At 38.1% G+C, this 26,078-nt stretch carries 24 protein-coding genes and 1 riboswitch; of the genes, 16 read left to right on the forward strand and 8 right to left on the reverse strand.

What is annotated here, in order from left to right:
- Positions 1-79 precede the first annotated feature (79 nt).
- The 3 genes from ppc (at position 80) to LJY09_RS04150 (ending at position 4,909) form a co-directional block, all read left to right on the forward strand.
- Positions 80-2,848, forward strand: a complete 2,769-nt coding sequence (ppc, locus tag LJY09_RS04140) for a phosphoenolpyruvate carboxylase (RefSeq protein ID WP_155010419.1) — start codon at positions 80-82, stop codon at positions 2,846-2,848.
- 217 nt (positions 2,849-3,065) lie between these two features.
- On the forward strand, positions 3,066-3,509 hold the full coding sequence (locus tag LJY09_RS04145) for a hypothetical protein (RefSeq protein WP_014461480.1): 444 nt from the start codon (positions 3,066-3,068) through the stop codon (positions 3,507-3,509).
- A gap of 392 nt (positions 3,510-3,901) precedes the next feature.
- A complete protein-coding gene (locus LJY09_RS04150; protein WP_028412092.1) occupies positions 3,902-4,909 on the forward strand; it encodes an aromatic ring-hydroxylating dioxygenase subunit alpha in 1,008 nt (335 codons plus the stop codon).
- Positions 4,910-4,940: 31 nt separating this feature from the next.
- On the opposite strand, the gene LJY09_RS04155 is transcribed toward LJY09_RS04150, so the two are convergent.
- The 3 genes from LJY09_RS04155 to LJY09_RS04165 all read right to left on the reverse strand — a co-directional run bounded on the left by LJY09_RS04155 (position 4,941) and on the right by LJY09_RS04165 (position 7,836).
- Positions 4,941-5,696: an ABC transporter permease gene (locus tag LJY09_RS04155; protein WP_228307490.1), complete on the reverse strand. Its 756-nt coding sequence runs from the start codon at positions 5,694-5,696 to the stop codon at positions 4,941-4,943.
- Positions 5,693-6,430, reverse strand: a complete 738-nt coding sequence (locus LJY09_RS04160; RefSeq protein ID WP_014461476.1) for an ABC transporter ATP-binding protein — start codon at positions 6,428-6,430, stop codon at positions 5,693-5,695. The genes LJY09_RS04155 and LJY09_RS04160 overlap by 4 nt, the downstream gene beginning before the upstream one ends.
- A 98-nt stretch (positions 6,431-6,528) precedes the next feature.
- Positions 6,529-7,836: a homocysteine synthase gene (locus LJY09_RS04165; RefSeq protein WP_028412095.1), complete on the reverse strand. Its 1,308-nt coding sequence runs from the start codon at positions 7,834-7,836 to the stop codon at positions 6,529-6,531.
- A 341-nt stretch (positions 7,837-8,177) separates the two neighbouring features.
- On the opposite strand from LJY09_RS04165, the gene LJY09_RS04170 reads away from it, so the two are divergent.
- Genes LJY09_RS04170 through LJY09_RS04185 form a run of 4 tightly spaced genes read left to right on the forward strand, consistent with a single transcriptional unit; the run spans position 8,178 to position 11,874 of the window.
- Positions 8,178-8,864 carry a YknW family membrane protein gene (locus LJY09_RS04170; protein WP_028412096.1) on the forward strand — a complete coding sequence of 229 codons (687 nt, stop codon included), beginning with the start codon at positions 8,178-8,180 and terminating at the stop codon, positions 8,862-8,864.
- Positions 8,865-9,995 (forward strand): efflux RND transporter periplasmic adaptor subunit, encoded by a 1,131-nt coding sequence (locus LJY09_RS04175; RefSeq protein WP_228307491.1) that lies wholly within the window; start codon positions 8,865-8,867, stop codon positions 9,993-9,995. It abuts the gene before it with no gap.
- Positions 9,992-10,681 carry an ABC transporter ATP-binding protein gene (locus tag LJY09_RS04180; protein ID WP_228307492.1) on the forward strand — a complete coding sequence of 230 codons (690 nt, stop codon included), beginning with the start codon at positions 9,992-9,994 and terminating at the stop codon, positions 10,679-10,681. Before LJY09_RS04175 ends, LJY09_RS04180 begins: the two co-directional genes overlap by 4 nt.
- Positions 10,678-11,874, forward strand: coding sequence for an ABC transporter permease (locus tag LJY09_RS04185; RefSeq protein ID WP_228307493.1), 1,197 nt, complete (start codon positions 10,678-10,680; stop codon positions 11,872-11,874). Before LJY09_RS04180 ends, LJY09_RS04185 begins: the two co-directional genes overlap by 4 nt.
- A 97-nt stretch (positions 11,875-11,971) precedes the next feature.
- Here the strand turns inward: LJY09_RS04185 and LJY09_RS04190 are convergent, their stop codons facing one another.
- Positions 11,972-12,958: a S8 family peptidase gene (locus LJY09_RS04190; protein WP_228307494.1), complete on the reverse strand. Its 987-nt coding sequence runs from the start codon at positions 12,956-12,958 to the stop codon at positions 11,972-11,974.
- Positions 12,959-13,311: 353 nt separating this feature from the next.
- Between LJY09_RS04190 and folP the strand changes: the two genes are divergently transcribed.
- A complete protein-coding gene (folP, locus tag LJY09_RS04195; RefSeq protein WP_098113697.1) occupies positions 13,312-14,160 on the forward strand; it encodes a dihydropteroate synthase in 849 nt (282 codons plus the stop codon).
- A 284-nt stretch (positions 14,161-14,444) separates the two neighbouring features.
- A complete protein-coding gene (locus tag LJY09_RS04200; RefSeq protein ID WP_013055532.1) occupies positions 14,445-14,639 on the forward strand; it encodes a hypothetical protein in 195 nt (64 codons plus the stop codon).
- 26 nt (positions 14,640-14,665) lie between these two features.
- On the opposite strand, the gene LJY09_RS04205 is transcribed toward LJY09_RS04200, so the two are convergent.
- Positions 14,666-15,535 carry a LiaG family protein gene (locus tag LJY09_RS04205; RefSeq protein WP_098113698.1) on the reverse strand — a complete coding sequence of 290 codons (870 nt, stop codon included), beginning with the start codon at positions 15,533-15,535 and terminating at the stop codon, positions 14,666-14,668.
- A gap of 389 nt (positions 15,536-15,924) precedes the next feature.
- Positions 15,925-16,026, forward strand: a riboswitch (purine riboswitch).
- A 138-nt stretch (positions 16,027-16,164) separates the two neighbouring features.
- On the opposite strand from LJY09_RS04205, the gene LJY09_RS04210 reads away from it, so the two are divergent.
- From LJY09_RS04210 to bioA, 5 genes are all read left to right on the forward strand, one after another.
- Complete coding sequence (locus LJY09_RS04210; protein WP_028412102.1) at positions 16,165-17,358, forward strand: NupC/NupG family nucleoside CNT transporter; 1,194 nt, start codon at positions 16,165-16,167, stop codon at positions 17,356-17,358.
- A 313-nt stretch (positions 17,359-17,671) separates the two neighbouring features.
- Entirely contained in the window at positions 17,672-19,108 is a 1,437-nt protein-coding gene (locus tag LJY09_RS04215) for an amino acid permease (protein ID WP_013055535.1), read from the forward strand.
- A 137-nt stretch (positions 19,109-19,245) separates the two neighbouring features.
- Complete coding sequence (locus LJY09_RS04220; protein WP_033578115.1) at positions 19,246-19,809, forward strand: biotin transporter BioY; 564 nt, start codon at positions 19,246-19,248, stop codon at positions 19,807-19,809.
- 31 nt (positions 19,810-19,840) lie between these two features.
- Positions 19,841-20,563 carry a dethiobiotin synthase gene (gene bioD, locus LJY09_RS04225; protein ID WP_047751605.1) on the forward strand — a complete coding sequence of 241 codons (723 nt, stop codon included), beginning with the start codon at positions 19,841-19,843 and terminating at the stop codon, positions 20,561-20,563.
- Positions 20,544-21,917 carry an adenosylmethionine--8-amino-7-oxononanoate transaminase gene (gene bioA / locus LJY09_RS04230; protein ID WP_028412105.1) on the forward strand — a complete coding sequence of 458 codons (1,374 nt, stop codon included), beginning with the start codon at positions 20,544-20,546 and terminating at the stop codon, positions 21,915-21,917. Before bioD ends, bioA begins: the two co-directional genes overlap by 20 nt.
- A 79-nt stretch (positions 21,918-21,996) precedes the next feature.
- Here the strand turns inward: bioA and LJY09_RS04235 are convergent, their stop codons facing one another.
- Positions 21,997-22,179 (reverse strand): YolD-like family protein, encoded by a 183-nt coding sequence (locus LJY09_RS04235; protein WP_013081858.1) that lies wholly within the window; start codon positions 22,177-22,179, stop codon positions 21,997-21,999.
- A 376-nt stretch (positions 22,180-22,555) separates the two neighbouring features.
- Here LJY09_RS04235 and LJY09_RS04240 point away from each other — a divergent pair, with 376 nt between their 5' ends.
- Both LJY09_RS04240 and LJY09_RS04245 read left to right on the forward strand, forming a co-directional pair.
- The gene (locus tag LJY09_RS04240; protein WP_028412106.1) at positions 22,556-23,221 is read left to right on the forward strand and encodes a TerC family protein; all 666 of its coding nucleotides are present in this window, start codon (positions 22,556-22,558) and stop codon (positions 23,219-23,221) included.
- A 130-nt stretch (positions 23,222-23,351) separates the two neighbouring features.
- Entirely contained in the window at positions 23,352-23,489 is a 138-nt protein-coding gene (locus tag LJY09_RS04245) for a hypothetical protein (protein WP_165573229.1), read from the forward strand.
- Between the two features lie 74 nt (positions 23,490-23,563).
- Here LJY09_RS04245 and LJY09_RS04250 read toward each other — a convergent pair whose 3' ends face one another.
- The gene (locus tag LJY09_RS04250; protein WP_013055541.1) at positions 23,564-24,832 is read right to left on the reverse strand and encodes a dicarboxylate/amino acid:cation symporter; all 1,269 of its coding nucleotides are present in this window, start codon (positions 24,830-24,832) and stop codon (positions 23,564-23,566) included.
- A gap of 145 nt (positions 24,833-24,977) precedes the next feature.
- Positions 24,978-26,036, reverse strand: a complete 1,059-nt coding sequence (locus LJY09_RS04255) for a DctP family TRAP transporter solute-binding subunit (protein ID WP_033578117.1) — start codon at positions 26,034-26,036, stop codon at positions 24,978-24,980.
- Positions 26,037-26,078 lie beyond the last annotated feature (42 nt).

A 26,078-nucleotide genomic window follows, 5' to 3' on the forward strand; every position in this document is an offset into this window, starting at 1 on the left:
TTCATGGTAATATGAATTTAATATAATTTTCTAAAAAGTTTAAAAAGTACAACATTTATAAAGGAAGGTGTCGTGTCTAATGGTAACAGTAGAAGCAGCAGAAAGACAAAACAGCAGCACTGCCCTGCGCCGTGATGTAAAATTTCTCGGTCAATTGTTAGGGAAAGTTCTGGTTCATCAAGGTGGAGAAGAACTGCTCAACAAAGTAGAAAAAATACGCGAAGTGGCAAAATCACTTAGAGAAAACAAAGATGAAGCCATCTATAAAGAAATAAAAAATGAAATCGTTACTCTTGAACAGCCGATGCGCGCGCAGGTTATTCGGGCGTTTGCCGTTTATTTTCATTTAGTTAATATTGCAGAGCAAAATCATCGAATTCGTCGCAGACGGGAATATCAGCAGCAAGAAGATTCTATTATGCAGCCGGGTTCATTGGAAAGCGCCGTTGTTTCGCTTAAAAATAATGGCGTGGCGCCAGATGTAATTGCTAATTTGCTTCAAACTTTATCACTTGAGCTTATCATCACGGCACATCCAACAGAAGCCACTAGACGAAGTGTCCTTGATATTCATAAACGAATGGCTGAGCTTCTGAAAAACTTGGATAATCCAACGTTAACAAAACGTGAACGTACAGAAATTGAAGAAAGACTGTTTAGCGAAGTGTTGATTTTATGGCAAACAAATGAACTGCGAGATCGCAAGCCAACCGTAATGGATGAAGTATCCAATGGATTATATTATTTTGATGAAACGTTATTTGAAGTGCTTCCTCAACTTCATCAGGAATTGGAAAATTCATTGCAGGAGAATTACCCCGAAGAAAATTGGAAAGTGCCTAATATTCTTCGATTTGGTTCATGGATTGGCGGAGACCGAGATGGAAATCCAAACGTAACTCCTAAAGTAACGTGGCAAACGCTTGTCAAACAAAGGAAGTTAGCTATTCGTAAATATAAAGAGTCGCTTACTCAATTGAGACAAAGGTTAAGTCAGTCTACAAAAAGAGTCGCGGTTTCAGATAACCTTCTTAATTCTATTAATCAAGAAATATCGCTGCTGCCTGAGAAAAAGCGATGGAGAATCAAACACGAAGTATATCGCTGCAAGCTTACGATTATGCTTCATAAATTAAATTTAGTCGGAGAGTCGGAAGCAGGTTATCAAAGGTCGGAAGAACTTTTACAAGATTTGTTTCTCATCAAAGATAGCTTGCAAAAGCATCAGCCTCAAGATTATCAGCTGAAAAGCTTGTGTAAATTAATTCGCCAAGTTGAGCTGTTTGGATTTCATTTAGCAACGCTTGATATCCGTAATCACAGCGGAGAACACGAAGCGGCAATCAAAGAAATTTTCCATGCTGTTTCTTTAGCTGAAGATTATTCAGCGTTAACAGAAGAGAAAAAAGTTGAGCTGCTAGGGAAAGTTCTTCAAGACCCAAGACCTGTGCTATCGTTTGTAGAGAATTACTCTAAAGAAACGCAGCAAGTAATTGAAGTATTTAACATGATACATCGAGCACATAAAGAATTTGGAGAAAGATCCATTGAAGTCTACTTAATCAGTATGACGCAGTCTGCAAGTGATTTGTTAGAAGTCATGGTACTTGCCAAAGAAGCGGGTATTTACCGCCTTCATGCAGATGGCCGCATTGAAAGCAAGTTAAATATAGCTCCGCTGCTTGAAACGATCGATGATCTCACAGCAGGTCCTAAGATTATGGAACAGCTATTTCAATTAGATTTTTATCGAGAGCACTTAAGAAAACAGAAGGATTTGCAGGAAATCATGCTTGGCTACTCAGATGGAAGCAAAGATGGCGGAACGCTTACCGCTAATTGGAAGCTCTACAAAGCGCAGCAGGAAATTCACGATATGGCGAGGAAGTATCAAGTTCGTCTGAAGTTTTTCCATGGCCGAGGCGGCTCACTAGGCCGAGGAGGAGGTCCGTTAAACCGAAGCATTTTATCTCAGCCTGTTGAGACGCTAGGAGACGGTGTTAAAATTACAGAGCAAGGAGAAGTTCTTTCTTCTAGATACTCTTTATATGACATTGCTTACCGAAGCCTTGAACAAGCGGTCTCAGCTCTTCTTACAGCGGCAGCAAATGTTTCTCAAGAAGCTGAACAATGTGATATTCGCACACATGAATGGGAAGAAACAATGGACGAGATTTCAACTGCTTCGTTACGTAAGTATCAAGAGCTTGTTTTCAACGATCCAGACTTTTTAACCTACTTTAAACAAGCTACACCTCTTCCTGAGCTCGGGGCTTTAAATATTGGGTCACGTCCAATGAGTCGAAAAGGAAGTGATCGCTTTGAAGACTTGCGAGCAATTCCATGGGTATTTGCATGGACGCAAAGCAGACAGCTGCTTCCAGCCTGGTACGCTGCAGGTACGGGCTTACAGCATTTAGTAGAGAAATCCGGAGATATACAGCTTCTTCAGCAAATGTATAAAGAATGGCCATTTTTCCGCTCGACCGTCGATAACCTGCAAATGGCTTTAACAAAAGCAGATTTAATGGCAGCAAAAGAATACACAGAAATGGTACAAGATCCGGTTATTTCAGAGAGGATTTTTACCGCTATTAAAAAAGAGTATAATGTTACGAAAGAAATGATTCTTCAAATCACGGGGCAAAAAGAATTAATGGATCATCTTCCTACGATTAAAGAATCTATTAAATTACGAAATCCGTATGTGGACCCTCTAACCTTCTTGCAAGTTAAGGTTATTTCCAAGCTGCGTGAAGATGAGGCTGAAACGTTAAATGAAGAACTTTTAAAAGAAGCATTATTAACGATTAACGGCATTGCAGCAGGATTGCGTAACACAGGCTGATGATACCAAAAGACACCTCAATAAAACAAAAGAGGTGTCTTTTGTTCATTCTTCTCACATAAAGAACTGCCTGTCAGTTCCTTCTCTTTTAAAGAGAACTTCCGTCTGTTAAATAGGCACTGAGAAAAATCAGTGATAAAATAGAGAAGAACTGGTAATATTCTACAAACAAGTGCCAGTGGTGGGGTAACTAGATTGAATATGGAGGACGAGGACAATGGTAAAAAATTCGCAAATCTTCATTGAAGCTGACTCCGAGAATTCTGTATTTATTGGACTGGAATTTTGTGAGTATACACAAAAAATGAATCCTACTTGTTTGTCCAAACAGCATATAAATGTGTTTATTCATCCGGAAGAACTCACTGTGGAATTTAAGAAAACAAAAAGTGATAGAACTATTGATGATTTCCATCTGATGCATATCGTTCCGGTTCATTGCTTTAATTATTTATTATGTTCGATTTCGCAAGGTATTGTTACAGATGTTCAGCTAAAAGCGGTCGGTCATCAAGGAGAAACGTTGTTTGAAGAAAATCTTACATTGAAGTTTCATGAAAAAGCGACGGATTATGAAGAAACGCTCTCATTTTTCAAACATTTAAATCAAGAAATACAAAAACAGACGAAAAAATATACAGCCAGTTATATGAGCTCATGATAAAGAAAGCTGCGGTTTTAAAAACCGCAGCTTTTATTCGTTTAACCGAAAAAATTATGTGAGAGATGCTTACAAAGCAAGAGATTTTTCAGTGGGAAATTGATAAAGTAAAAATAAGAGAAATCAGTGGACAGAAAAGCTTTTAGCGGCTGGCCGCTTTTTATTCAATATGCAAGGGTTAGGTATTGAGATTAAAAAAATAGCGATGAATACGTATTGTTATTGTAGATGAAGTGCTAAGGTCGCTCTATCTGCAATTATGTAGAATCTTCGCGCGCTTATAGTCTGTTTTACGGAACGAAAAAGCTGCGGAATTAGAAGAACTCCTTCTATTTCTGCGGTTTTTTTTATAAACAAGAAATAAATTCACTTATCGTACGGAGGCGATGCAGATGATTAAAGATTTAGTATTGGCTAAGGAATGGCTGCCTGCAGCTTATTCACATGATTTAACAGATCAGCCCTTGCAAGTAACGATTTTAGAAGAGCGAGTTGCGCTGTTTCGCACAACTAATGCCATTAAAGCATTTAAAGATTTGTGCATCCATCGCGGTGCAGCGTTATCTCTTGGGAAAGTAGTAGATGATTGCATTGTGTGCCCTTATCACGGTTGGAAATACGATGGTGCCGGGGCTTGTGTGAAAATTCCTCAACAGCCGCCGGGAAGAGCTATTCCTTCAAAAGCAAAAGCACAGGTATATGATTGCGTTGAAAAGTATGGGATTATATGGGTGAAGATGAACAGCGAGGCAAGTGATATTCCTCTTCCTCAGTATGACGAATACCTTAACTCCGGATTTAAAACGGTTTGCGCCAATCCTCATACTCTGCAGGCAGCAGCTCCTCGTGTCGTAGAAAACTTTCTAGATGTAAGCCATTTGGCTTTTGTTCACGAAGGAAGCCTTGGACACTCGGATTACGCCGAAATTCCTGATTATAAGGTACATTGGAAAGATAACCGATACATTTCTGACGAAATCGCTGTGTACGCAGATGCAGATGGTACGGGTAACTTTGCGACTATTTATTATACTTTTGAAATTCTTCGTCCTGCCGTTGCAAGGTTGAAAAAAGTGAACTATGAAACGGGTGAAATCTTTTCGATGCTGTTTGCGGTTTTACCTGAAGAGGAAAGAAAGTCGACTGTGTTTGCATTGGTTTCTAGAAACTATTCGTTTGATGCACCTGATCAATATTTCCGTGATTTTCAGCAGCTTATTATTGAACAAGATACGAGCATTGTAGAAAGTCAAAAACCCGAAGAGCTGCCGCTTGACTTACAAGCAGAGCTTCATTTGAATCCGGACCGACTGAGTATTGCCTATAGAAGATGGCTCGGTGATTTAGGAGTGACCTTTGGAAGTGACGTAGGAACAAGATTAAAAAAAGCTGCTCAATAAAAAAGAAGAAAGGAGTCTCCTTTCTTCTTTTTTATGTATGTTCACGGATAAGCTGATGATAGCTATTAAAAAGGGTAGGATATGTTAAGCGGCTTAAGATGACGCAGGAAAGCGTAGCAGAGGCTAGGATAGTAAAAACGATGAGCAGCTGGAATTTGACTGCTTGTATCGGATCTGCCCCTCCAATAATCTGGCCTGTCATCATGCCGGGAAGCTGAACGAGTCCAATTGTTTTTTGGCTTTCTACAGTAGGAATCATGCTAGCTTTGATTGCGGAATTTAAAATACTATGAATAGCTTGTTTAGGAGTTCCGCCAAGCGCCAGAATCAATTGAATTTCGTCTCGCCTTCTATTTACTTCAGCGTCTAACCGATTTAAAAATAAATTGGCCAAAATCATCGAATTTCCAATAATCATACCGCTGACAGGAATGACATATCGCGGAGTAGCAGGGATAATATGTAGGCCCAGCATAACGCTTTGGGTCAGGATTTCTACAATAAAAAGAGTGACAAATACACGAAAGAAAGCTTTAAATCCCTGCTTTTTTTTCTTTACAACATTTTGGGAAGCGACCGTCAGCATCACGAATAAAATGAGAATCATAAAAGCTGGGTGATTCGCGTCAAAAATAAAAGATAAAACATATCCTATCACTAACAGCTGAACGGCTGCTCGAATACTCGCAATGATAATATCTTTTTCGAGTCCTATACGAAAAGATTTTGATAAAAAAAGAGCAATAAAAACGAAAACAATGGTGAAAATCAGTGAAAGTGAACTCATAGAAAGGCTCCTTCAATAAATTGTTTTGTTTCAGCTTTTACAGGAGCATGAAAAAAGGTCTCCGTCTTCGCTTTTTCTACAATCACTCCGTTCATTAAAAGCCAGACTTCCTCTCCTAAACGTTTGGCTTGATCTAAGTTATGAGTAACCCAAATAATCGTTTTATTCTGTTCTTTATGTAAATGAGAAATAAGCTGTTCAATTTCATGAGCAGAAGTGGCATCCAAAGCGGAAGTGATTTCGTCTAAAAGTAAAAGGTCCGATCCGTTCGACAGCGTGCGCGCTAATGATAACCTCTGTCTTTGACCACCGGATAAATCTCTTGCATCCTGCTCTAACAAGTCAGGGGAAAGGCCGGTTAAGGCACAGAGTTCGTCAGGCATAATATCCTGTTTGCCATGCAGTTTTTGAACAAGCATCATATTCTCTCGTACTGTTCCATCAATAACAGGAGCTGATTGAAAAGCAATGCCCACTTTTTTTCGTAAATCAGAAATATTCCATTTGCTAATGTCTTTTCCATATACTTCAATACTTCCTTCATCAGGTGCAGAAAGTAAATTGCACATGGAAAGAAGGGTGCTTTTTCCGGATCCTGATGGTCCTACCATCATGACGAGCGAGCCTTGCATCACTGTACCCGATATGCCTTTTAAAACACTATGTTCTTTATCTTTAAATGTTTTATGAACGTCTGTAAATGTAATGGCAGGTATTGAATTGAACGTGTTCATAGTAACTCCTTTTTCATTCGTTTTGTTTATTGTAGCATAAGCGAAAGTATAAAAAGTTATTGGGCGATATAAAAAAAAGCTGTGAAAAACCACAGCTTTTAAACAGTTGTATTCACTTTTTGGCTGGCTTTTAAGGCATAATCTAAATCTTCAAGAAGGTCGTCGATTGCTTCTGTTCCAACCGACAGACGAATGAGTTCTGGCGTCACACCCGAAGCTTTTTGTTCGTCTTCAGATAGCTGTTGATGAGTGGTGCTTGCCGGGTGAATAATGAGTGATTTAGAGTCGCCAATATTGGCTAAATGAGAAAATAACTGAACCGAATCAATTAACTTAGCCGCAGCGTTTTTTCCTCCCCTGACACCAAAGGTTAAAATGGCTCCTTGTCCTTTAGGCAAATATTTTTGTGCCAAAGAATAGGAAGGGTGGGAAGGAAGCCCCGCATAATTTACCCATTCTACTAATTCATGCTGCTCTAAAAATTTCGCTACCTTTAATGCGTTTTCGCTGTGACGCTCTAATCGCAGATGGAGTGTTTCTACTCCTTGAAGAAGTAAAAAGGAATTAAAAGGTGATAAAGCAGCTCCAATATCTCGTAAAAGCTGAACGCGAGCTTTTGTAATATAAGCAGCTTCACCGGCAGCTTCTGTGTATACGAGGCCATGATAACTTGGATCTGGAGTTGTTAAGTCTGGAAATTTTCCGCTCGCTTCCCAATTAAATTTTCCACTGTCTACGATAACACCGCCAATTGCTGTTCCATGCCCTCCAAGAAACTTAGTAGCAGAATGAACGACAATATCTGCTCCAAAATCGATGGGGCGAAGAAGGTAAGGGCTTGGAACAGTATTATCAATAATAAGAGGAATTCCATGTTCGTGGGCAATGTCTGCAACTGCCTCGATGTCTAGCACATTTCCCTGTGGATTTCCAACGGATTCAGCATAAATTGCCTTTGTTTTGGAAGTGATTGCACTTCTAAAATTTTCTGGATTATCGGCGTTTACAAATTTGACGGTAATGCCCAGTTTAGGAAGCGTAGACGAAAAGAGGTTATACGTTCCCCCATATAAACTGCTTGCTGATACAATTTCATCTCCTGCGGAAGCGATATTCAAAATGGAAAAGGTAGTAGCTGACTGACCTGAAGCTACTCCTAGAGCACCAACTCCGCCTTCTAACTCAGCAATTCGCTGTTCAAAAACGTCCGTAGTAGGGTTTACAATTCGAGTGTAGATATAGCCTTGTTCACTTAAATTAAATAAAGACGCAGCATGCTCCGTATCTTTAAATCCAAATGAGCTTGTTTGATAAATAGGTACGGCACGCGAAAAAGTAGCTGGGTCAAGCTGTTGACCAGAATGGATCGCTTGTGTTTCAGGACGAAATGGTTTCTTAGCAGACATTGAAACTCCTCCTTGGATATAAAACTTATAAAAAACATAGGAATAATAAACTTTAATCATAATATACGAATTCTATTGAATGATGTCAAATGATAATTAGAATATTTAGAAAATATAAAAAAGATTAATAATGTAATTTAGCATTAAGACATCTCTTTAATTGTTAAAAATACCATAAAAAATATTAAATGTAAGAAAAATGTAAATTAATTTGTATAATTATGTTAGAATATTAGGTGTTTGAGAGTTTCTTAGAGAGCCAATTTTGCTAGAAGACTTTAAAAATAGTAAAAGGTGGGTCTTAAGAGCTACTAACGAAACAAAATAAAAGGAGTTTGATTATGAGCACAGAAGTCAATGTATCTTCGGAAGTTCAAGAGAAAGGAAAGCCTTCTATTTTTGGTTTTATTACGAGTCCGGTTGTACAGTTTGAGAAAATGAAAAGCACTCCGGTCATCTGGGGACCTCTTTTACTTGTTATTGTTTTAACACTTGCAACAACGCTTCTAGCTGTTTATACCCCTCAAGCGCAAGAGACATTACAGCAGCAAAAAGAAGCTGGGATTGAAGTGAATCCTATATTCAGTATGATTGGCGGAACGGTTGGAGGAGTGATTGCAATAGTTGCTACACTGGCATTCACGAGTTTAATTTTGTTTTTAATTGCAAAGTTAGGGACTGGAAAAACAACATATCGCCAAATGTTTAGCATGAATTTGTTTGTTACGTTCATCACAGCAATTGGTCAGTTAATTAATACGGGAGTCGCTGCATTAGCGCATACTTCAGCGAATGTGACGTCGTTAAATGGGCTAGTTGGTGCTAAAGGTGCTATTGGAGGCGTATTTACTTCAATCGAAATTTTCTCTATATGGGGACTTATTTTGACAGCAGTCGGGCTGCAAAAAGTAGCGAATTTATCAAAAGCTGCTTCAATTATTACCGTAATTGTTTTATTTATCTTAGGAGCTGCTATTTCAGGAGTTGGAGGAGCTGCTTCAGAAGCGCTTAAAGGAGCAGGGTTGTAAATGAAAAAAGGAATAATTATTACAGCCGTAACAGTTGTTATTGTTGCGGTTATTGGGATTAATGTATATCGTGCACAAAGTGTAGGTGGTAAAGCAGTTGATGTTCAAGTAACAACTGTAAAAGAAAAAAAGTTAAGAAATACAGTGATGGTTCCGGGTACGTTAAAGCTTGCTGATGAGCAATACGTTTACTTTGACGCTGAAAAAGGCGAGGTTGAACGATTTCATGTAACGGAAGGATCGCGCGTACAGCAGGGAACTTCTCTCGTAACGTACGAAAGCGATACGCTTGATTTAGAGCAAGAACAAAACAAGCTAGAAAAAAAATCGAGTCAGCTGCAAATTGATTCAGTAAGCAAACAAATCTCAAATTTAAATAAAAAACAAAAAGAATTAGAAAAAGAAATGAGTAAGCAAGAAGCGAAAGATCAAATTGAAACAGAGCGGACGCAGCTCAACCTCGACTTAGAAACGGCTAAAATTGACTTAGAACGAAACAAACTAGAAGCCAAATCAATTGCTAAAAAAGAACGTAATTTAGACGTAGCGAGTGATATTAATGGGACGGTGCTAGAAGTAGATAAAGAAGCGGTTAATAACACAAGTGACGTTCAAAAACCGCTTATACATATTGGTAATACCGATGAATACTTGGCTACTGGTGTGCTGTCTGAGTACGATGCGTTAAAAATTAAAACCGGTCAAGCTGTCAAAATTACATCAGATGTTTTGCCTGATAAAGAATGGGCAGGTAGCGTAAAACAAATTGACTATCTACCTCAGCAGCAGGCATCAGCAGAAGCCGGCAATGATGCGGCTAATCAATATCCAATTGAAGTAAAAGTAGATGACCAGGATATTACGATGATTAAGCCGGGATTCAAGCTGCTGCTCGAGATTGAAACAAGCAGTAAAAAAGCTTCATCACTGCCGATAAAAGCAGTTGTAAATGAAGACGGAGAAAAATATGTATACGTAGTGAAAAATAAAAAGGCGGTTCGTAAGGAAGTAAAGATTGGAGAAACAACAAATAAATTTATTGAAATCAAAAGCGGCGTTTCTTCTAAAGACAAAGTCATTACAAATCCTTCAAAGGACTTAACTGAAGGTGCGGAAGTGACTGTTCAATGATTGAACTTGTAAATATTCATAAAAGTTATCATCTGGGCAAAGAGGAAGTGCCAATTTTAAAAGATATTAATTTGAAGATTTACGACGGTGAGTTTGTTGCGATTATGGGTCCTTCAGGCTCCGGTAAATCAACACTAATGAACATTATCGGATGTTTAGACCGCGCTTCTTCAGGCTCCTATTTATTAAATGAACAAGAAATCTCCACTTATAGTGATGAGGAGCTGGCAAAAGTAAGAAATATTCATATTGGTTTTGTTTTTCAGCAATTTCAGCTGTTGCCGCGTTTAACAGCGGTAGAAAACGTAGAGCTTCCAATGGTATACGCCGGCGTATCTCGTAAGGAAAGACGCGCCAGAGCAGAAGCTGCGCTTGAAAAAGTAGGGCTGAGTGAGCGGATGAAACATTTACCGAGCGAGCTATCAGGAGGGCAAAAGCAGCGCGTTGCTATTGCTCGTTCTATTGTTAACAATCCGACGCTTATTTTAGCTGATGAACCCACAGGAGCTTTAGATACAAACACGAGTGCTGATATTATGGAGCAATTTTCTAAGCTAAATGCAGATGGTACAACAGTTGTAGTTATTACTCATGAACCTGAAGTGGCAGAGTACACATCGCGTACAGTTATCGTTCGTGACGGTAAGGTATTAAGTCATAGCGACAAGGAGAACGATAGCTTATGAGTTTAATAGAAAATATTCGTATGGCTTTTTCCTCGGTTCTTGCTCATAAAATGCGCTCAATTTTGACAATGCTTGGTATTATCATTGGCGTAGGGGCGGTTATTATCGTTGTTGCTATCGGTCAAGGCGGAGAACAGATGATTAAGTCAGAAATAACAGGAGCAAGCAATACAGTTGATGTATACTATCAGCCTCCTGAAGACGAGATGCAAGCTGATGACCTTTCAATGATGGGGGAGCCGATCTTTACAGAGGATGACATTAAAGCTCTTTCGACTATTCCCGGCGTGAAGAATGTGGTGGCTTCTAGCTCAATGGGAATGGGAATAAGATATAGAGACAAGGAATCAGATACGACTGTTAATGCAATTAATGAAGGGTATATTGAAGTTAATCAGCTGGAAGTTTCAAAAGGAAGAATGTTAGACAGCTCTGATTTTTTATCAGGTAATCGAGTAGGTGTTATCACAAGCGATATGAAAAAAGAGCTGTTTGATAAAAAAGAAGCCCTTGGACAAGTAGTATGGGTTCAAGGACAGCCTATCAAAATTGTTGGTGTGACAAAAAAGCCAACGGGGTTTTTGGCATTTGAAATGCCAACTATTTATATTCCAGACAATACGTATAAATCAAGCTTCGGTAAGCTTGACTACACAAACCTTAGCGTTCAAGCAAAAAGCTCTGATCAGCTAAAAAAAGTAGGCAATGACGCAACGGATTTGTTAAATAACTTGCATGATGCGGAAGATGCTTACCAAGTGCAGAACTTAGAAGAAATAGCAGATAGTATTGGAAATGTAACGCGCATTATGACCACAATTATTGGTTCAATTGCAGGCATTTCACTGCTTGTTGGAGGAATTGGCGTTATGAACATTATGCTGGTTTCTGTAACGGAACGCACAAGGGAAATTGGGATTCGTAAAGCACTAGGCGCATCCAAAAGACAAATTTTAACTCAGTTTTTGATTGAATCCATTACGCTCACGCTTATTGGTGGTTTGCTTGGCATTGGCCTCGGCGCAGGCGGGGCAGCTCTTGTTTCATTATTTGCTGGATGGCCATCATTAATTTCGTGGCAAGTAGTGCTCGGAGGAGTATTGTTCTCCATGACGATTGGTATTGTATTCGGTATGCTTCCTGCAAATAAAGCGGCGAAGCTAGATCCAATTGAAGCATTAAGGTATGAATAGAGACATTCATTTGCATGTTTTTATTTCAAACTGACGAAAAGCTTTCCAATCATTTTTGAAAAAGCGGACCATTATATGATCCGCTTTTTCTTATTTGTCACTTACTAATATTGATGCGGGCTACGTTGATAATATCGTGTATTTTTTCCACTAGATTAAGCATGAGAAATCCATTTCCTTCGGAGCTTTTTCGATATCCAAGAGGAAGCGTCCTTCTTACAAGTTGAGCATAGATTTCAGCTTCAATTAAAGAACGTCCAAATTCTTTCTCACATAAATTAATTAATAGTGCTACAGCTCCTGCAACGTGGGGAGTTGCCATAGAAGTTCCTGAAAGCGTAGCGTACTTACCTTCTAAATAAGTAGAGATAATGTCAACACCAGGTGCGACCAAGTCTACTTCTTCATTAACATTGGTAAAAGGAGCTAAGTCTAGGTTGCTGTCTACGGCTCCTACTTGAATCACTTCGTTGTAACTTCCTGGGTACGAATATTCAAGTGTTTCTTCGCGGTCATCGCCTTCGTTTCCAGCTGCAACAACGACAGAAACATCTTTATTAACAGCATCTTGAACAGCTTTGTGCAGTTCTGGAACGTCTTGTGGTCCACCCAGTGACATGGAAATAACTCGCGCTCGCTCATTGTTAGGACCGCGCCATTCGACGGCGTAGTTAATAGCGTCAATAATCCATTCGTAATTTCCAAATCCTTCACCGGTAAGTACTTTTAAGCTTAAAATTTTTGCTTTGGGCGCCACCCCTACTACCCCTTCATTATTGAGCGCAGCAGCAATGGTACCCGATACGTGAGTACCATGCCCATTATTGTCTTCAAATATAGAAGAATCTCCATTATGATCGGAAGTGAAATTTCTTCCTCCGATAATACAATCTTTTAAGTCAGGATGATTTGTGTCAACACCAGTGTCGATAACTGCAATTACAATGCCTTCCCCTTGATTGCTTTGTTCCCAAATAGACGGCGCTTGAATTAAGCTTACTCCTTTAGGCGTTTCGTTTGTTGAGTCGATAATCGACTCAATTGTATAAGGAATTAATTTGACTTGTAACGGTTGTTGAGTCATAGTCATCCTCCTTAAAATGAATTCCATAAAAATGGAAGTTGCTTAATTATAAATTCCCAACTATTGCTATAAATTAAACGCTTTTTATGCGATTCCTTTCTTTTTGAATAAAAAGACTCATAAAAGATGTGAGAAGAGGAAAAAAGACCCTAAAGACAAGCCCTACAAAGATTTTTAATGTTATCTGTGTATTCGCTTTTAATGTTTATCTCACACTATAGAAGAAAGAAACTCCAAGAAAAATAACATAGAACTGGTGACTTTTGATATAATTACGAACGGTATGACATTCTCAAAATACATGATATTTATAAATATACATCAATTTGCAAATTACGAAGGGGCTGAGTATAGTGTCAACTTTAACGTCTCAATCCGTCATTAAATGCGGAAAGTATGAACTGAATTATGCGGACCGTACGCTTATTATGGGGATTTTAAACGTAAACCCGGATTCATTTTCAGATGGCGGAAAATACTACGATGTAGATAAAGCAGTTGCTCATGCTGAGGAAATGGTGAAGCACGGAGCAGACATCATTGATATCGGAGGAGAATCAACTCGTCCTGGTTATACAAGAATTAGCGATGAAGAAGAGATTAAACGGATTGTACCCGTTATTTCTGAAGTGGCTAAGCGCGTAGAGGTGCCGATTTCCGTAGATACATACAAGTCGGAAGTGGCCAAGCATGCGCTAGAAGCAGGAGCACATATTATTAACGATATATGGGGCGCAAAGGCTGATCCCAAAATGGCTCAAGTTGCAGCTGACTATAATGTTCCTATTATTTTAATGCATAATCGCCATGAGTCCAATTATACAAATCTGATTACAGATATGATAAGTGATTTAAAAGAAAGCATCTCCATTGCAAAGACTGCAGGAGTTCGAGATGATCAAATTATTTTAGATCCAGGCGTTGGTTTTGGAAAAACGGCTGCCCATAATGTAGAAGCAATTCAGCATTTAGATCAGCTGACGAATATGGGTTATCCGGTGCTGCTTGCTACTTCTCGTAAAGGATTTATTGGACAAATAGTCGATGCTCCTCCTACGGAAAGAATGGAAGGAACCGCAGCTACTGTATATGCTGGGATTGCACAAGGCGTACAAATAGTTCGGGTTCATGACGTATTAGAAATTAAGCGCTTTGTAAAGATGGCAGATGTACTGGTAGGAAAACATGTCTTTCAGTTTTAATAATCATCAAGATAACTGCATTAAAGTCATTTTAAAACCTTAAAATGTCATGTCTATTAGGTAAAGATTCCTGAGCAGTGAAGCTCGGGAATTTTTTATGTATGTAAAGTGGCGGAGGAAAATAATGTACGATTGGATGGTTGATTTTACATAATTTAGCTTTATGATAGAAAGAGAAGATATAACGCTTTCATATTCTGATTAAATCGTGCTGCTTAAAATGAAATAAATAATATCTTGGTATTCAATCTTATTCAATCACCGAAATATGGAGGAGAGAATGAATGAAATTAGCATTGCTTCTTGTCATTATTATCGGCGTTGCTGCCCTTGCAGGTACGATCAGTGCTGCAAAGAAAGTAGATGAAGATTACGGGAAATCTAAAAAGAAAAGTATAGTGAATTTATCTATTATTTACGGAGTCGTATTCATAGGATCAATTGTAGGAGTAGCATGGTATATTGCAGTGAGACCATAAATAAAACGAACACTTCCGTGTTCGTTTTATTTTGATTTTAACGTTAACTCTCCGCTTGAAACAGCTGCATCAATAGGATATTTTCCATTTCCATGCTTTCCTTTTAATACATCTTCTGTTACGGTTGCATTGCTTAACTTAAAGTCATTGTTTATATCACCGCTGCTTACTTTTCCATTCACTTTAAAACCAGCGCTTTTCGGAAGAACCAGCACGGCATCTCCAGATCCTACATCTACAGACACGGCTTCTTCTAGCTTTTTAAAATCCATATAGAGATCACCAGATCCAATGCGCGCCTGAAGTTTTCCTTGATAGTTTGTTCCTTTAATTTCCCCAGAGCCTACAGCAAATTTAGCCGTTTGGCTTTCAACATTACTCAGCTGTAAATCTCCAGAATTAACATCCGTACGAAGAGAGGTGCTCATCAAGTTTGAAATGCTTGCATTTCCAGAACCTACTTTAATCGAAACATCTTTCAGCTGAAGCGCTTGTTCAGGATGTGTAGCAATTTGAAGGTCCCCCGAACCTACGTTAAGCGCAAGGTTATGGTGATAATCTTTAGGAATGTAGATTGTTACTTTTGTATTTGAAAAAATAGAAAGCCATTGAAAGGGACTTTTTTGATACGCGACAACTAGGGTGTCTCCATTTTGCTTTACATCTACTTTTCCTTTACCTTCTACTTTTGTTTTAATATCTTGACGATCTTGCGGAACAACAGTTGTACTAATGCTTGGAGAGTCGATTTGAATACGCTGAATATCACTTGATAATGCCGCTTCAGACTTGGACGTCTTGAATGAACTTAACGACCAGGAGGAAGGCGCAAACGCAGTAGAAAAGAGGACTGCCGTACCACCTATCACTAAAATAAAAGCCAATATTTTTTTCACGTTATAACCCGCTTTCTATCTATAATTAAATTTGTTTTCTTCTACCATAAAGTGTAAAATGAAAACCGGTTAATTTCAACGAACAGCAGGATTATTTTTTTCTACGTCTCAAGTCGTAAAAATGAAATGTTTTTTGTGAGGAGTTAAATGAAAAGCGAAGTAGAGATTTAAACATACTCATCAAAGAATTAATTTCTTTATTTCAAAAACAGGAAAATAATTGAGTTAAAAGAATGATTAAATTCACTTTTTTTGTGTGATTTTCCGATGAGTAGTTCAAAAGAAGTAATAAATAAATAGAATTTTCATACCAATTTTATTATTCCGAAAAACTTTTAAAGTGTTGATTATTAAAAAAATAAAGGGTAGAATTTGTTCATATCAATTGAATACAGCTAAGATTACGATCTTGTATATTATCAGTAATATGGTCTGATAGTCTCTACCTAGTAACCGTAAAAAACTAGACTACAAGAAAGTTTGGATATAAGCAGCAAAAAGAAGGGCGTATTATCATAGATACAGCCTTCTTTCAAAGCTCTTACTTTTCATACTTTCTGTTATTGTCAGAATTTATGAAAAGTAAGAGCTTTTTTTGTTTTTCAAATACACACCTGGGAGTGGCTTGCATGTACTTTTTATTAAATTTATTAGGCGTTTTTGTAGTAATGGGCGTCGTCTTCTTATGTTCTCCTAAAAAGAAAGAAATAAAGTGGCGTCCGATTGCTTCACTATTAGTCGTTGAAGTCCTCATTACTTGGTTTATGTTAGGAACTTCAATCGGAACATGGATCATTAATAAGATTGCTTCGTTCTTTACTTGGCTGATTTCCTGTGCCAACGATGGAATTGCCTTTGCGTTTCCATCCGTAATGGGAAATCAAACGGTTGACTTTTTCTTCAGTGCATTACTGCCTATCATCTTTGTCGTGACGTTCTTTGATATTTTATCTTACTTTGGTATTTTAACGTGGATTATTGATAAAGTAGGCTGGGTCATTTCGAAAGTTTCTCGCTTGCCTAAATTAGAAAGCTTTTTCGCTATCCAAATGATGTTCTTAGGAAATACGGAAGCATTAGCAGTTATTCGTAATCAGCTTTCTGTGTTAAAGGACAACCGTTTGCTTACGTTTGGAATTATGAGTATGAGCAGTATTAGCGGATCTATTATCGGTGCTTATTTAACGATGGTTCCCGCTACGTACGTGTTTACAGCAATTCCACTGAACTGTTTAAACGCGCTTATTTTAGTGAGCTTATTGAATCCAGTTCATGTTACAAAAGAAGAAGATATGATTTACGTACCGCCAAAGTCAGAGAAAAAAGACTTTTTCTCTACCATTTCAAACAGTATGTTAGTCGGAATGAACATGGTAATTGTTATTTTAGCGATGGTTATTGGATATGTAGCTCTTACATCTGCGCTTAACGGTATTTTAGGCGTTATTGTAGACGGCTTGACTGTACAAAAGATTTTCTCTTACATCTTTAGTCCATTTGCATTCTTACTAGGGCTAACGGGACATGATGCCATGTACGTAGCTCAGCTGATGGGTATCAAGCTAGCAACAAATGAATTCGTGGCGATGATGGATTTGAAGAAAAATCTAGATACACTTCCACCGCATACGATTGCAGTTGCTACAACATTCTTAACATCTTTTGCTAACTTCAGTACGGTGGGTATGATTTATGGTACGTATAATTCTACGTTATCAGAAGGTAAATCAACGATTATTGGAAAAAACGTATGGAAACTGCTTGTGAGCGGTATCGCTGTTTCTTTATTAAGTGCTATGATTGTTGGATTGTTTGTTTGGTAAAAAGTGAAAAAGCTGTGCTTTCGTCTTCGAAAGCACAGCTTTTTTCTTGTTGTATCATCTATTCATTTGAAGAAAAACGCTTATGAATATCAACAGTAAAAGGAAATCACACTATTCAAGAAAAATTCATTTTACTTTTGCAGAAAAACATTTTAAATCTAGTGAGCATTATGTTAAGATTACAAAAGGTTGTTTCATTTAAATTGAGAACACCGCATAAATATGTAAGTAAATATGCATAGAAAACAAAGGTTTATTAATTTTTTCTAGGTAATATCTCGTAATAAATAGGTTGAAAGGAAATGTCGTTAATATGATAGAAGGACAACAGCAAACAAATGAATTAAAAAAGACGATGAAAAGCAGACATTTGTTTATGATTTCGCTCGGCGGGGTTATCGGTACAGGTTTCTTTTTAGGAACAGGATACACGATTAGCCAAGCAGGGGCGATTGGAGCTATCCTTTCGTTTATCGTAGGTGGCTTCATTATGTACTTAACAATGCTTTGCTTAGGGGAACTTGCAGTAGCAATGCCAGTTTCTGGTTCGTTTCAGACATATACAACAAAATTTATTGGCCCTGGCGTTGGTTTTGCTTTTGGATGGTTATATTGGTTGGGCTGGGCTGTAACGGTTGCATTAGAATTTTTGTCAGCAGGTCAGCTTATGCAAAGATGGTTTCCTGATTCTCCTGTATGGATCTGGTGTGCTATATTTGCGCTTTTATTATTTTCATTAAATGCACTGTCAGCTAAAGCATTTGGTGAAGCGGAGTTTTGGTTCGCCAGCATTAAAGTGTTAGCTATTATTTTATTTATCGTACTTGGTGGAGCTGCTATGTTTGGTTTTCTTCCATTAAGCAATGGAGACAGCGCGCCGCTTTTCTCTAACTATACGGCTCACGGCGTGTTCCCTCACGGAATTAGTGCCGTGCTGATTACGATGATTACAGTTAACTTCTCATTTCAAGGTACGGAGCTTATCGGTGTAGCTGCTGGGGAAAGTGAAAACCCAGACAAGACTGTACCAAGAGCCATTAAACAAACGGTATGGAGAACGCTTGTATTTTTTGTACTAGCTGTAGCTGTCTTAGCGGGGATGATTCCGCTTGAAAAAGCAGGCGTAGTTGAAAGTCCATTTGTTGTTGTATTTGACCAAATTGGTATCCCATACGCAGCGGACATTATGAACTTTGTTATCCTAACGGCACTGTTATCTGTAGCTAACTCAGGTCTTTATGCAGCAACGCGTATGCTGTATTCATTGTCAAAAGATAACATGGCAAGTTCAGCTTTCATGAAAGTAAATAAACGCGGTGTGCCGATGAACGCCTTGCTTTTAACATTAGGCATTGCACTTTTATCTTTGCTTTCAGGATTCTTTGCTCAAGAAACAGTATTTGTATGGCTTATTTCTGCAGCGGGTTTAGGTGCACAAATTGGCTGGATTACAATCGCTGCATCACTGCTTGCATTTAGAAAAAGATATATAAATCAAGGAGGGCAAATCGAGGATTTAAAATTCAAAGTCCCTCTTTACCCGGTATTACCTTTAATCGCATTAGTATTAAATACGATTGTACTTGGAAGCATGGCATTTGATGCAGAGCAGCGAATGGCACTGTATGTCGGTATTCCACTAGCGCTGCTGTTTTATGCTTATTATCATGCACGTGTAAAAAAGAAAGTTGATTTATCTATCAGCCGTCAAGAAGTGCAGCTTAAAGACGACAAAAAGGTAATTTTATAAAAATCAAAAAGACGCAAAAGCCCAGGTTTTTGCGTCTTTTTTTATATCTTATTTGTAAACTTAAATTAAAATTAAGTTGACAAATAAAAAGAGATTATTGCAAACTTAAAGCAGCGAACAGAGAAAGGAGGGTGAACATGAAAACGAGAACAATGGCGTATGTTTCTTTATTTGCTGCTTTAACGGCGATTGGTGCATTTATAAAAATTCCTATTCCCTACATACCGTTTACTCTTCAAATTGTTCCTGTCTATTTAGCCGGGGCGCTGTTAGGACCGCGTTTAGGTTTGTATAGTCAGCTATGCTACATAGGTATCGGGTTAATCGGTGTTCCGGTTTTTGCAGAAGGAGGAGGTTTAGGGTATATCTTCAAACCAACGTTTGGCTATTTAATTGGCTATGCTGCAGGGTCATTTATGAACGGCTACCTTATTCAAAAATATGACTTAAAGAAACCTTTTTCTATCTTTTTAGCCAACTTATCTACATTGGTTATTGTGTACGTATTCGGGTGCGTTTGGCTTTACGGAGCAATGAAATGGATAATTGAAAAGCCACTTTCACTGAGTGATACACTTCTTTTTGGAGCTGTTTTGCCAATGCCTGGAGATCTTTTATTGTGCATTTTATGTTCAGTGCTGATTCACCGAATGAAGCCTCAATTTAGCCGTTTATCATCAAAGCGGGCTAAAGCGGGGTAATGAAGACATAGAAAAAAGAGGAGGAAAGAAAGTGGGCAAAGCGTATTTTATTACGGGAACTGGAACAGATATTGGTAAAACGCTGGTGACAAGCATTTTGTATAAAGTACTTAGCCGTCTAGGAATAAAAACGACAATTTGCAAACCGTTTCAAACCGGCTACCAAGATGAAATCGGAGGTTATCCAGATATTCACTGGTTTGAAACAAGGCTCGGAGTAGCAAATACAGGTATTTATCAGTTAAAGCCAGAGACGTCTCCTCACTTGGCTATTAAACTGAGCAATAGGCAAGTAGAGCCTTCAATCGTCTTAAAGCGCATTAATGAATTAAAAAAGGCATTTGACGTAGTACTCGTGGAAGGAGCGGGAGGACTTGCCGTACCTTTAATTGAAGAGGAAACAACGTTTTATATGACAAAAGATTTGATCCTAGATGCACAAATGCCGGTTATTGCTGTTGGAACAACGGAATTAGGAGCTATTCACGATGCGCTTTCTACCTTTTCATATGCAAGTGAGCATCATCTTAAAATCAACGGACTCATTTTTAATCGTTTTAATCACAGCAGTATCATTCATAAAGACAATGTTCGAACGATTGAAAAGCTGCTTCAAGTCTCTTCTTTAATGACTGTACCTGTATTTACTCATATCGATGAAGAGTTAGAAGCATATATTGAGAAATTGGTGAGGCAAAAAAGTGTGATTCAACATATTGAGGAGGTGTTTGACTGTGTCGTATCAAAAAGCTGAGCTGGAAAAATGGGATAAAGAATATGTATGGCATCCCTTTACACAAATGAAAGCTTACCGTGAATCGAATCCCCTTATCATTGAAAGAGGAGAGGGAAGCTATTTGTATGACGTAGCGGGAAACAAATATTTAGATGGATACGCTTCTCTATGGGTGAACGTGCATGGACATAATGATCCGGAATTAAATACAGCTTTACATATACAAGTGGAGAAATTAGCGCATTCTACACTGCTTGGATCGGCAAACGTTCCATCCATTTTGTTAGCTAAAAAGCTAGCGGAAATTACTCCTGGCAGCTTATCGAAAGTATTCTATTCTGATACAGGCTCTGCCGCTGTTGAAATTGCGTTGAAAATTGCCTATCAATATTGGCAAAATCTCGACTCTGCAAAGTACAAAAACAAAAGTAAATTTATCTCATTGAATGAGGCATATCACGGAGATACAATCGGGGCAGTCAGTGTAGGAGGCATGGATTTATTTCATCGCATCTTTAAGCCTTTACTGTTTGAACGCATTCCCACACCTTCTCCTTACATCTACCGTATGGACGGGTTCGAAACCGAAGAGCAAGCTTCAGCTTACTGTATTCACCAGCTGGAGAAGCTCTTGCAGAACAACGGAGAAGAAGTAGCCGGCTTGATTATTGAACCGCTTGTGCAAGGAGCAGCGGGTATTATTACTCATCCTCCCGGTTTTTTAAAACAAGTAGAGCGTCTGTGCAAAGCGTACGGGGTATTGCTCATTTGTGATGAAGTAGCTGTCGGATTCGGGCGAACAGGAACGATGTTTGCATGTGAACAAGAAGACGTAGTACCAGACATTATGTGTGTAGGAAAAGGGATCACAGGAGGATATATGCCGCTTGCTGCTACGTTAACAAGCGAACAGATATTTAATGCTTTTTTAGCTCATCCAGATGAAAATAAAACGTTCTTTCATGGACATACGTATACGGGAAATCAATTGGCCTGTACAGTAGCGCTTAGAAATATTGAACTGATAGAAGAAAGAGAGTTAATCCGTAGTGTAAAAGAAAGGTCGAAAGTTTTTAAACGTTATCTATTAAAGCTTTATGAACTGCCTAACGTGGGAGACATTAGACAAAGAGGATTAATGGCAGGAATCGAGGTTGTCAAAGACCGCCAAACAAAGTCTATTTTTGAAGATAAAAAAGTGATGGGAGATATTATTTTAGCGGCTCGCCAAAAAGGTTTAATTATCAGAGAGCTAGGTCCTGTAATTACGATGATGCCTATTCTTTCAATGACGGACGAAGAATTAAAAACAATGGTTGAAATTGTATATGAATCAATTAAAGAAGTAATCGCACGCTATACAGTGAGTTAAATAAAAAGAGACTAAGACAAAAATATTTTATTTAATTGAAAAAAGATCCGAACGATTTATCGTTCGGATCTTTTTTCAATCAATAAATGTTTTTAATACTTGATAGTCGCAGTGATCGCACATGCTGATTTTCATCTTTTAATAGAAGAGTTTGTTCGAGCAAGTTTAAGTTTTGAATATAACCTTTGACCGTTTGAACAAAACCGTTGTTTTGATAGTTAATAGTTAGTAATTTATTCGTTTTTAATGCTTTTAAAATCATACCTGTTTTCTCCCTTCTTATATCGCAGTTGACGAAAAACTACAAAATAATGAAGAAGCATTGGAGGCTTGTATTATTTATAAAAATTACTCTATTTTTTATAAATGCTCTCCTGCTACTAATAGTAGAGAATGATGGTGAAAAACAGATGAAAGATAAAGAATAAGGTTTGATTTATTGTAATGAACTGACTTTTCCTTTACAAATACCTATTTCAAATTTCTTTTTAGTGATAAAATACTGTTAGTGAAATAACTACTTCTTTTCATTAAAGGGTAAGAACGGGTTATATTGATAGAGTTTTAGTTCTCTATTTCTAGTAATGAAATAAGAGATAGAGAAATAGACTAATAAAAATCAATCAAGGAGTTTTTGTATGGATCAGAGTTTTATTTTAAATCTTTTAGAAATTTTACTCATTAACATTGTACTAAGTGGCGATAACGCAGTCGTGATTGCTTTAGCTTGTCGGAATCTTCCGGACGAGCATCGAAACAAAGCGGTTGTTTTCGGTACATTAGGAGCGGTTGTATTACGTGTAGGGCTAACGTTTGTCGCTGTATATTTATTAACAATCCCATTTTTAAATTTCATCGGAGGCCTGCTGCTTCTATGGATTGCGATTAGTCTTTTAAAAGGGGAAGATGACGGAGATATTAAAGCGAATTCAACTCTAGCAGGTGCTATTAAAACAATTATTATAGCGGATCTTGTTATGAGTTTAGATAACGTAGTAGCGGTTGCGGGTGCGGCCAACGGCAGTATTCTACTCATTATCCTTGGTCTTGTTATCAGCATTCCGTTAATCATTTGGGGAAGTCAGCTTTTAATGAAAATCATGGAAAAATTCCCGATTATCATCATTGCCGGAGCAGCGCTTCTTGGCTATACTGCTGGTGAAATGATCTTTAAAGACAAAGCGGTAGGACATGTATTAGAAGGGTTAAATCCGCATTTGCATACAATTGTTCCTATTTTGTTAGCTATTTTAGTTGTTGTTGTTGGGAAACTTAGCGGACGTTCTAAAAAAGAAACTCATTAATCCTAAAAAAGAGGCTGGGACAAAAGTATTTAAGATGAAATGAAAAACGAACCACTAATCAATTTTGATTGGTGGTTCGTTTTTTTGTTGTGGTGAACGTAGGCTTCATTTGTTTAGATCCTTCTAGCAGTTGATTGGAGGACAAGGCGAAGACTCCTGCGGGAAAAGCGGAACAGATGAGACCCCGCAGGAGCGTACGCGACGAGGAAGCTCATCGGCCGCCCGCGGAAAGCGAAGTCTTGTACGGAAATCAACTGCGGTGTCATAAGCGGTTCAGCTCATGTATCCCATTTATTCGTCTTTAGATTGGATTCATTTGGCTATGTCTCAACTTCTTTTTTATTATTTAGCTAATGGAGGTGCGGAATTAACGTCTTGTATCGTCTCTACAGGAGGATGAAATTCATTTTCCATTTTCGATACAACTACAGTTGCTACACCATTTCCAATTAAGTTTGTAATGGCACGAGCTTCCGACATGAAGCGGTCTACCCCGATTAACAGCGCGATTCCTTCAACTGGAATCATTGGGAATGCAGCAAGCGTAGCTGCTAGTGTAATAAATCCAGAGCCAGTAACTCCGGCCGCTCCTTTAGACGTTAGCATTAAAATACCAAGTAGCGTAATCTCTTGCATTAACGACAAGTCGACTCCATACGCTTGAGCGATAAAGATAGCAGCCATGGATAAGTAGATTGCTGTTCCATCTAGGTTAAATGAGTAACCAGTTGGAATGACAAGTCCTACTACAGATTTTGAACATCCGTACTTCTCCATTTTGTCCATCATTTTTGGCAGTGCAGATTCCGAAGAAGACGTACCTAATACAAGTAGAATTTCTTCTTTAATAAAAGCAATGAATTTAAAAATATTAAATCCATAAATCTTAGCGATGGTTCCAAGTACAAATACAATAAATAAGAACATAGTAATGTAAACAGATCCCATTAAGAAACCGAGTTTTTGAAGAGAGCCTATTCCAAAGTTACCGATCGTATAAGCCATCGCTCCGAACGCCGCAATAGGTGAAAGTTTCATAATCATATTAACAATGCCAAAGAAAATATCTGTACAGCGTTCAAAGAATGTAATGACAGGAGCCGCTTTTTCGCCGAGTGTAGCTGTAGCCATTCCAAATAGTACGGCAAAGAATAAGATTGGCAATAATTCACCATTTGCCATTGCGCCAAATACGCTGTCTGGAATAATTCCCATGATAAACTCCATAAAGCCATGCTCCGCTTCAGCTGCTTGCTGCGTATATTGAGTAACATCAGCTCCGCTTGCGCCATTGATATTAAAGCCAGCCCCAGGCTTGATAAAGTTTACAACGATAATTCCAATTGCTAAGGCAAAAGTAGTGACAATCTCAAAGTATAAAAGAGCTTTACCTCCAATTCGTCCCACTTTCTTTAAATCTCCCATGCTTCCGATACCGATGACCACTGTTAAGAAAATAATTGGGGCAATCACCATCTTAATTAATTTAATGAAGATATCAGCCAATACTTTTAATTTAGCTCCAAATTCAGGAAACATAAAGCCAATTGCAATACCAAGAAGGATACCAATGACAACTTGAACGGTTAGGTTTTTAAAACTTAATTTCATATGTAATGCTCCTTTCGAGAATGTTTTTGTTAACGCTTACATTATTCTTATCCTTATATTAACTGATAATTTTAACTATTTATATTTCTGGTGATAATGTTCTTTTTGGTCATTTTGGTCAAAAAAAGTGATGAACATATAGTCATCACTTTTTGCTTTCGATATTTTTTATTTGCTGAATGATATCAAGCGTTTGTTTTGTTGCATTGGCTTCAAACGATTGATAAAGAGAGTTAAACTGCTTTTTCCATTCGGCTTTCTGTGTATCATTTAAGTAATAAACGCGCATGCCAGATTTATTTTTTATTTGCTGCAGCTGTTCATCGTTCATCATTTTTGATTGAGTCCAAATCCAGTTCGTTGTTTCTACCATGGCATCACTTAATAGTTGTTTTACATCTTCAGGGAGGCTGTCCCAATATTTTTGATCCATTAAAACAGCATAGCCCAAGTATCCATGGTTGCTGATGGTCATATATTTTTGCAGCTCGTACAAACGTTTTGAATAAATATTAGAAATCGTATTTTCCTGTCCATCAAATTCCTGTCGTTCAAGGGATTGATATACTTTATTAAACGAGACAGCCTGAGGCTTAGCGCCAAGAAGTTCGAATTGTTTTTTGATTACTTCACTTGGCATAATGCGAAATGTTTGACCTTGAAAATCTGCTGGATGGAGCAAAGGTTTTGTATTGCTGGTCATTTGTTTAAAGCCGTTGCTCCATAAAGCAAGCCCTTTAATGTTTTTCTCTTGCAGCGTACTCAACAAATCCTGTCCGATTTTCCCGGTAAACACTTGTTTTGCCTCGCTGTAATCATCGAAAATGAAGGGGAGATCAAAAAGTTGCCACGTAGGGGAAAGGTCGGTTAGCTTTGAAATAGAAGGCGCAATCATTTGTACATCGTTTCGGCGCAGAGCGGCAAGTTCTTCGTCGTCTGAATACAACACACCGTTTGAATATACTTCAATTTTAACTTTACCATCCGATTTTTGATTAACGATTTCAGCGAATTTTTGAGCGGCTAAGCCTTTTGGAGTGTTCTCAGCTACAACGTGGCTAAAATTAATCACAATTTGCTTATTTAATCCTTTTTGCTCATCGTCATGATACACATTATCCTGATTTATAACCGTATACTGCAAAAAAACATAGATCATCAAGAAAACGCTAACAATGATACTTGCCCCTATAAACATCTTCAAAATGTCCAACCCCGCGATTCAATAATTTTTCTCTACAAATAT

The sequence above is a fragment of the Priestia sp. J2 genome, assembly GCF_020790095.1.
Classification (GTDB): domain Bacteria; phylum Bacillota; class Bacilli; order Bacillales; family Bacillaceae_H; genus Priestia; species Priestia zanthoxyli.

Excerpts from the sequence above, each read along its gene's own strand:
- LJY09_RS04240 (WP_028412106.1), top strand. The coding sequence starts at position 22,556 with ATGGATCAGAGTTTTATTTTAAATCTTTTAGAAATTTTACTCATTAAC.
- ppc (WP_155010419.1), top strand. The coding sequence starts at position 80 with ATGGTAACAGTAGAAGCAGCAGAAAGACAAAACAGCAGCACTGCCCTG.
- LJY09_RS04190 (WP_228307494.1), bottom strand. The coding sequence starts at position 12,958 with ATGACTCAACAACCGTTACAAGTCAAATTAATTCCTTATACAATTGAG.
- LJY09_RS04250 (WP_013055541.1), bottom strand. The coding sequence starts at position 24,832 with ATGAAATTAAGTTTTAAAAACCTAACCGTTCAAGTTGTCATTGGTATC.
- LJY09_RS04235 (WP_013081858.1), bottom strand. The coding sequence starts at position 22,179 with ATGATTTTAAAAGCATTAAAAACGAATAAATTACTAACTATTAACTAT.
- LJY09_RS04145 (WP_014461480.1), top strand. The coding sequence starts at position 3,066 with ATGGTAAAAAATTCGCAAATCTTCATTGAAGCTGACTCCGAGAATTCT.
- LJY09_RS04185 (WP_228307493.1), top strand. The coding sequence starts at position 10,678 with ATGAGTTTAATAGAAAATATTCGTATGGCTTTTTCCTCGGTTCTTGCT.
- LJY09_RS04180 (WP_228307492.1), top strand. The coding sequence starts at position 9,992 with ATGATTGAACTTGTAAATATTCATAAAAGTTATCATCTGGGCAAAGAG.
- LJY09_RS04220 (WP_033578115.1), top strand. The coding sequence starts at position 19,246 with ATGAAAACGAGAACAATGGCGTATGTTTCTTTATTTGCTGCTTTAACG.
- LJY09_RS04175 (WP_228307491.1), top strand. The coding sequence starts at position 8,865 with ATGAAAAAAGGAATAATTATTACAGCCGTAACAGTTGTTATTGTTGCG.
- LJY09_RS04170 (WP_028412096.1), top strand. The coding sequence starts at position 8,178 with ATGAGCACAGAAGTCAATGTATCTTCGGAAGTTCAAGAGAAAGGAAAG.
- LJY09_RS04155 (WP_228307490.1), bottom strand. The coding sequence starts at position 5,696 with ATGAGTTCACTTTCACTGATTTTCACCATTGTTTTCGTTTTTATTGCT.
- LJY09_RS04200 (WP_013055532.1), top strand. The coding sequence starts at position 14,445 with ATGAAATTAGCATTGCTTCTTGTCATTATTATCGGCGTTGCTGCCCTT.
- LJY09_RS04150 (WP_028412092.1), top strand. The coding sequence starts at position 3,902 with ATGATTAAAGATTTAGTATTGGCTAAGGAATGGCTGCCTGCAGCTTAT.
- LJY09_RS04160 (WP_014461476.1), bottom strand. The coding sequence starts at position 6,430 with ATGAACACGTTCAATTCAATACCTGCCATTACATTTACAGACGTTCAT.
- LJY09_RS04165 (WP_028412095.1), bottom strand. The coding sequence starts at position 7,836 with ATGTCTGCTAAGAAACCATTTCGTCCTGAAACACAAGCGATCCATTCT.
- LJY09_RS04210 (WP_028412102.1), top strand. The coding sequence starts at position 16,165 with ATGTACTTTTTATTAAATTTATTAGGCGTTTTTGTAGTAATGGGCGTC.
- LJY09_RS04215 (WP_013055535.1), top strand. The coding sequence starts at position 17,672 with ATGATAGAAGGACAACAGCAAACAAATGAATTAAAAAAGACGATGAAA.